6 protein-coding genes are annotated in these 5,836 nt (G+C 33.4%); 2 read left to right on the top strand and 4 right to left on the bottom strand.

Going from position 1 to position 5,836, the window contains the following annotated elements; translation table 11 throughout:
- Positions 1-126: 126 nt before the first annotated feature.
- Genes HLH18_RS10920 through HLH18_RS10910 form a run of 3 tightly spaced genes read right to left on the bottom strand, consistent with a single transcriptional unit; the run spans position 127 to position 1,249 of the window.
- A complete protein-coding gene (locus tag HLH18_RS10920; protein WP_171538745.1) occupies positions 127-645 on the bottom strand; it encodes a plasmid replication DNA-binding protein in 519 nt (172 codons plus the stop codon).
- Positions 646-669: 24 nt separating this feature from the next.
- Entirely contained in the window at positions 670-996 is a 327-nt protein-coding gene (locus HLH18_RS10915) for a type II toxin-antitoxin system YafQ family toxin (protein ID WP_171546856.1), read from the bottom strand.
- A complete protein-coding gene (locus HLH18_RS10910) occupies positions 974-1,249 on the bottom strand; it encodes a type II toxin-antitoxin system RelB/DinJ family antitoxin (RefSeq protein ID WP_171546855.1) in 276 nt (91 codons plus the stop codon). Before HLH18_RS10910 ends, HLH18_RS10915 begins: the two co-directional genes overlap by 23 nt.
- Positions 1,250-1,600: 351 nt before the next feature.
- Here HLH18_RS10910 and HLH18_RS10905 point away from each other — a divergent pair, with 351 nt between their 5' ends.
- Positions 1,601-2,425: an NYN domain-containing protein gene (locus tag HLH18_RS10905; RefSeq protein WP_171546854.1), complete on the top strand. Its 825-nt coding sequence runs from the start codon at positions 1,601-1,603 to the stop codon at positions 2,423-2,425.
- A gap of 69 nt (positions 2,426-2,494) precedes the next feature.
- On the opposite strand, the gene HLH18_RS10900 is transcribed toward HLH18_RS10905, so the two are convergent.
- Positions 2,495-3,760 (bottom strand): hypothetical protein, encoded by a 1,266-nt coding sequence (locus tag HLH18_RS10900; protein WP_171546853.1) that lies wholly within the window; start codon positions 3,758-3,760, stop codon positions 2,495-2,497.
- A gap of 988 nt (positions 3,761-4,748) precedes the next feature.
- On the opposite strand from HLH18_RS10900, the gene HLH18_RS10895 reads away from it, so the two are divergent.
- Positions 4,749-5,744 (top strand): coiled-coil domain-containing protein, encoded by a 996-nt coding sequence (locus HLH18_RS10895; RefSeq protein ID WP_171546852.1) that lies wholly within the window; start codon positions 4,749-4,751, stop codon positions 5,742-5,744.
- Positions 5,745-5,836: the final 92 nt, after the last annotated feature.

Genomic DNA, 5,836 nt, shown 5'->3' with positions numbered 1-5,836 from the left:
TCCTAGTAGTTTTTCTGTTTATTTAATCTCGATGCTTTTGAATATGGTATTCACCATATTCAAAAGTCGAGAATCTTGTAATAGGAAATTTGGGTTCAATTTGAAAGTTATAAAATAAGGATACGCCTAAGCACCAAATAATCTTTTAAAGAATCCTTTTTTTTCTTCTGACTTTGGCTCATCAATTACTGTTTCAACCTGTTTTTCAGGCTGTTTTTTCTGTTTCTCGATGCTGTTTTTTTCTGTTTCTGAAACAGTTTCAGCTGTTTCTACAGGAACAAGCTCACCCTTATAAGTAATCATCAATTTATAGTCATCAAAATCCTTTCTAATGCTTGATATCTCTTGCTTTAGGAAGTCTTTATCCTGTCTTAATTCTTTGACTTGTTCGCGTAGTTCTCGGATTAAATCATCGTTGTTTTCGCTGTTCCTAGAAACAGATTGGGTACTGTTTTCGGAAACAGGATCAGAAACAGCTTTTTTCGAGGACGGTCGAAAGATTCTAATCATGTCCTGAGCATCGACAACCTTAATTCCATCATGGTTAATTTGAGCCGTCAGCTCACCTTTTTTGATGGCTTTATAGATTGCAGTCCGACCTACATTAAATTGTTTGGATGCTTCAACAATGGTCAGTAAGGACATAAGCTATTCCTGATAATTTGATGATTAAAACAGTTCGCTGTGTGTTCCTGCTCGGACAAAAACAACCATATCAAACTTAGAAAGAGTTTCCACACGATAGATCAGCAAAAAATCACCACCCACATGTAGCTCTCGATAAGTATCCCATTTTCCATTAAGTGCATGATCTTTCCACTCTGCACCTAAAGGCTCATCATTTGTAATCAACAGCATCATGACTTGCTTCAAGCGGCCCATATCGTAACGAGCACTACGAGAAAGCCGTTGCCAATCAGCTAGAAAATCTTTCGTGTAATCCGATGATCGAGGTAAAACGGCACGTTTAGAATTAGCTGTTTTTTTCGAGGTCATTGAATAAGTCTTCTACAGTATCAAAACGGGCTTTTTTAGCTTGAATAATCTCATCTGCTTCATTCATAGCAACAACAGTCTGTGCATTCGGTACACGAACATCAAAGGGTATTGCTTGTTCTGCTACAACACGGGTTAAAAAGATCCGCACAGCATCAGAAACAGACATTCCCATTGATTTTAAAGCTTGCTGTGCCTGAACTTTGGTTTCATCATCAATTCGGACGTGAAGCATTGAGGTTTGAGAAGTCATATCTTACTCCTTTTAACTCTGTATCTCAAATGAGATACATATTAACATTAATGCAAGCATAATGCTTGCATTGATTTTTCAATCTATCTAATCAAAAGCGTGGAACATTGATCAAAGAATAAGCGTGGAACGTGAAAAATCATTAAAAAAGCCCATTCGAGGGTGAATGGGCTTTTCAATAGTATATAAGAAATTGATTTTTAAAGGAATAAAAAAAGCATTTCGTATAATCTGCATTATGTTAATTTTAGCTCATATTAATTAATATGAGCTAAACCTTAGAAAGGGAAAATCTCATTAAAGAATAAAAGATATAATCCTCATATATTTTAATATTTTGGGGTAAATGCTTTGGCTGTATCAAAAACAATCTTCAACTTAACAGAAGAAAAAACATCAAAATTAGCCGTACTGATAGATGCCGATAATGCATCAGCCAAAGATATCGAAAATATTCTCAATGAGCTAACCAAGTACGGTGAAGCAACAATAAAACGTATATATGGAAATTTCGTTAATCAAAATGGTAGTTGGAAACAGGCAATTAATAACTTAGCTATTAAGCCAATGCAACAATTTGCTTATACAACAGGGAAAAATGCTACTGACGGTTTTATGATTATCGATGCAATGGACTTGCTCTATACAGATCGCATAGATGGATTTGCTATCGTATCTAGTGATAGCGATTTCACTGCTTTAGCTATTCGCATAAAAGAACAAGGGGCAACGGTATATGGATTCGGGAAAAAACAAACTCCTGAAGCATTTCGTAATGCTTGTTCACACTTCACTTATGTTGAAAACTTAACTGGTTACGAAGCACCTGCTCAGCCTCCAATAGTTCAAGCAAAAGAAGAACCATCAACTACCAAAAAAGAAATAGCTAGTTCAAGTAATAAAGATGCTAGTCAAATTAAGTCTCAAACTAGCTCTAATTTGCCATTAGATAAAATCAAACAAGTTTTTGATGCGCATGATACTGAATGGATTTCTGTAGCTTCTTTAGGCTCACAGTGGAAACTTCTACAAGTTGATTTTGACCCTCGTACATATGGTTTTAAAAAACTTGGAGATCTAGTTAAATCATATCAAAAAGTTTTTGATGTAGAAGAAAGACTAACTGGTACAAGTGATCATAAGAACTTATATGTTCGCTTAAAAAAGACAAAATAGAAAATTATTAAGCCCATAATAAACAATATAAACATATGATTTATATTGTTTATTATTTTAATTTTAGAATTAATTAAATATAATATCTTTAAACATATCTTCGAATTGATTTCTAGCACTACGAGGACGGCTTTCAATATCTAAAGGATCATCTTTGTGATTCTTTAACAAACATACAAATAAATTTTTAAATGCTATATGAATTTTATTTAGTGTATTTGTTTGCCTTAACTTTTTAAGCCCATTAATTGTTCTATTAAGATTTTCATAAATATAGTCTACTTCCTCTTCTAAAGCATACTCATTAGAATTCTCATATCCTTTATAATAGTGTTCCGTTAAGTAATGAATATCTTCAGAAAAGTATTTTCCGTCAATAATTGGTACACTAATTTCCTGTATTGCTCTAATAACAGCTAAATCTGATAGAGATAAATTTAAATCTTGCTTTGGCTCCATTAAACAATTTAAGCAAAATTTTATAAGTTTTTGCTCATTAATATTTAAGGTATATTCATTAGATACAATATTATTAAACTCGATGTTTTTCTTAATAATTTCTAAAACTTCTTTAAATTCTCTAGAACCTATACCATATTTATTTTTAGCATCTAACTGATGTTTCTTTAAATTTTGACTTTTCCAATTATCTTTTTTTGGTAGTGACAAAGCTATTTGCTCAATATCATTTCTAGATAGATATTTCGTATATGTCCCAACTCTATATTCTAGAAGCAAATAATCTGTCAGATATGAAAATTCTGAAGCTAATTTTGAAAACTTAAGAAACTGTTCATAAAATCTTTTTAAGCCGATGACGCTATGCTTAGTTAAATGTAAAGAATTTGTCTGATTATATGGATATCTAAAAGTTTCACCAGTTGAATCAATATTATGAAACTCTAATGTAAATATATGAATTTTATTCAAATATTCATTTAAACGACTATCAGAAACTTCTTTTACTTCAGCTAAAAATGATTTCCATAATTTATGAGTATCATGTGTTTTCAATAATTTAAGCTTAATTTCGTAGTCATTTTTATTTTTTAAATAACTAATACGTAAGATTTGTTGTTTCAAAAATAGTTCTAAAAAGTGTCTAGCAGAAAACAATATTGGATAAACACAAGTATCTAGACACCACGTAAACCCATCAAAGTCTTCTTTATCAACATCTTTAATTAAAGACTCTAATAAAATTACAGTAGATGATTGAAACCCATCAATATAGCTATGCATTCCAACCCAACCATTATTTCCTACACAAGCATTGTATTTAGAAACATCAGATCTCTTTACTTCACTACCAAATAACGTATTTTTTATTTTCATAAATCCCCCTAACATATATTCTAAAAATGTGCTCACTCACTCAAGATCACCACAGCCGTCGCTTTGCTTTGGGCTGATGGTGAACGTTGAGTGAGTTTCGGCAATACTCACCCTAAGGGCGTGATTTTGAAAAAAATCATCATCCCTTAAGTATTGCCGAATAACCTGATTGGGCTGACGGAGCCACGCATCGGTCGTATCCGCACATAGTTTTGCATACTATGCAGACAAGGACTAAAGGCTTTGCACCTCTCTCCACGCGCTCCCTGCCGCTACACGGCTGTATCTCTGCGAGGGTTTCCCCAACATGCAACTTAACAGTCCAATGCAACTACTCCTCACGCTCCGCCTATGTGAAGTTCCCCTGTAAGCGGTTTAGCCTTTCGACTATAGCTACAGTACGCCAGTGACACTTATTCCTACCACACGTACTGCATGCCGACCGTAAAACGGACACGCAGAAGCGGGCAAAGCTCGATCTTGGGAACTTATTTGATGATTAAAAACACTGTATTAACGAAGACTTTTCATTTTAGGGCTTGAACTAAACGCTTTTTATTGTGAAAATGGAGTTCAGGTACAAGCCTTTGCGTGAAATCATAACGGTCGCCAAACCTTATGATCTTCGTTATTCGATGTTCTTACCATCAAATAACTGCGTACCGCTGAATATATGGGAAAAGCCACTTGTTTTACAAGTGGCTTTTTTCATTTCTACATCGCTATTCTTTGAATTTTTCGATACTTAAAGTACTTCAAAACTATCATTAATAATAAAATCAATAACTTACATTGGATTATGCAATTTTTGGTACATTTATAAACAAAATTAACTCCATATATCTTTTTAAAATCATATACTTATTACCATTATATTTTGAATATTTTCAGCCTGTTTTTATCGGCATCCTGTAAGGTGCGTATGGTGTATCTGTTTTTAAAATCGGTTTTTCACCGATTTTAGGGCGTTTTAAATTAAGGTGTTTAAGTGGACAAAAAACGTTCTATTTTTAATAAGAAAAAATGGCTTAGAAATTATTTAGAGGAAATTCTGCGCTTAAAAAAGCAAGGTTCTACCCATCAAACGATTATTCAGCACCTGACAGAACAGCAAAATATGCCCTTTGATTTGTCAGAATCATTGTTAAGTCGCTATTTAAAAGAATTTGCGGAAGATGAATCCACGTATAAAAAAGTGAATGACAACCTGCACAACAGAATTGAACGCAAAAATGACCGCCTAGCAGAAAAGAATCATGAAATACAAAATCTGAAACGACGACTAGAACGTACCTTAGAGGGTAATTTACATTTTGAAATTGAAAATGAATGCCTAAAAAAACGTAATCGGATTCTAGAAAATAAATTTTTAGATGGTGAAGCCCGATTAAAAGATTTAAGCCGTTATAACGGCTACAACAATGTGCATTGGAAAGTTGCGGATTTGGCAGAAAAAAATGATGACTTTTTTAGTACTATTCTGAGCCTAGAAAGTCGCTGTGAAAAGCTTGTAGATTTACATGAAGAAGAAAGTGAACAGATTCAAAACCTACAAAAAGAAAATGAAAAGCTGAAACATGATTTTGATTTAATTCAGGCAGAACTGGAGGAATCTAAACGAGAAAGCCATTCTCTTGCTCAAGATCAGCAGAAAATCCAGCTGTTCAAAGCACAAATTAGTCAGTTAAACAGCGAAAAACAGGCACTAACTGTCCAATTATCTAAAGTTGAAGCTCCGATCATTCATCTAAATCAGAATGAAATTGCAGAATTAACCGACAAAAAACGGGAATTGATTCAAACATGTAATGCAATGAAACAGCATATAAAGCGAATAGAGAGCGATTTAAGTCAAAATGACACGGAACTAAGACAGACCATCTATGAACTGCATGAAAGCGAAAAGAACGCAAAACAGTATAGGTTTCTTGCCTATGGCTTTATGTTTATGTGCCTTGTCCTAGTAGTTTTTCTGTTTATTTAATCTCGATGCTTTTGAATATGGTATTCACCATATTCAAAAGTCGAGAATCTTGTAATAGGAAATTTGGGTTCAATTTGAAAGTTATAAAATAA

It is taken from the genome of Acinetobacter sp. ANC 5414 (assembly GCF_013004295.1).
Lineage (GTDB): Bacteria > Pseudomonadota > Gammaproteobacteria > Pseudomonadales > Moraxellaceae > Acinetobacter.
This window is presented reverse-complemented; position numbering and strand designations above follow the sequence as displayed.

Coding starts and splice junctions, on each gene's coding strand:
- HLH18_RS10920 (WP_171538745.1), bottom strand. CDS start 645: ATGTCCTTACTGACCATTGTTGAAGCATCCAAACAATTTAATGTAGGT.
- HLH18_RS10915 (WP_171546856.1), bottom strand. CDS start 996: ATGACCTCGAAAAAAACAGCTAATTCTAAACGTGCCGTTTTACCTCGA.
- HLH18_RS10910 (WP_171546855.1), bottom strand. CDS start 1,249: ATGACTTCTCAAACCTCAATGCTTCACGTCCGAATTGATGATGAAACC.
- HLH18_RS10900 (WP_171546853.1), bottom strand. CDS start 3,760: ATGAAAATAAAAAATACGTTATTTGGTAGTGAAGTAAAGAGATCTGAT.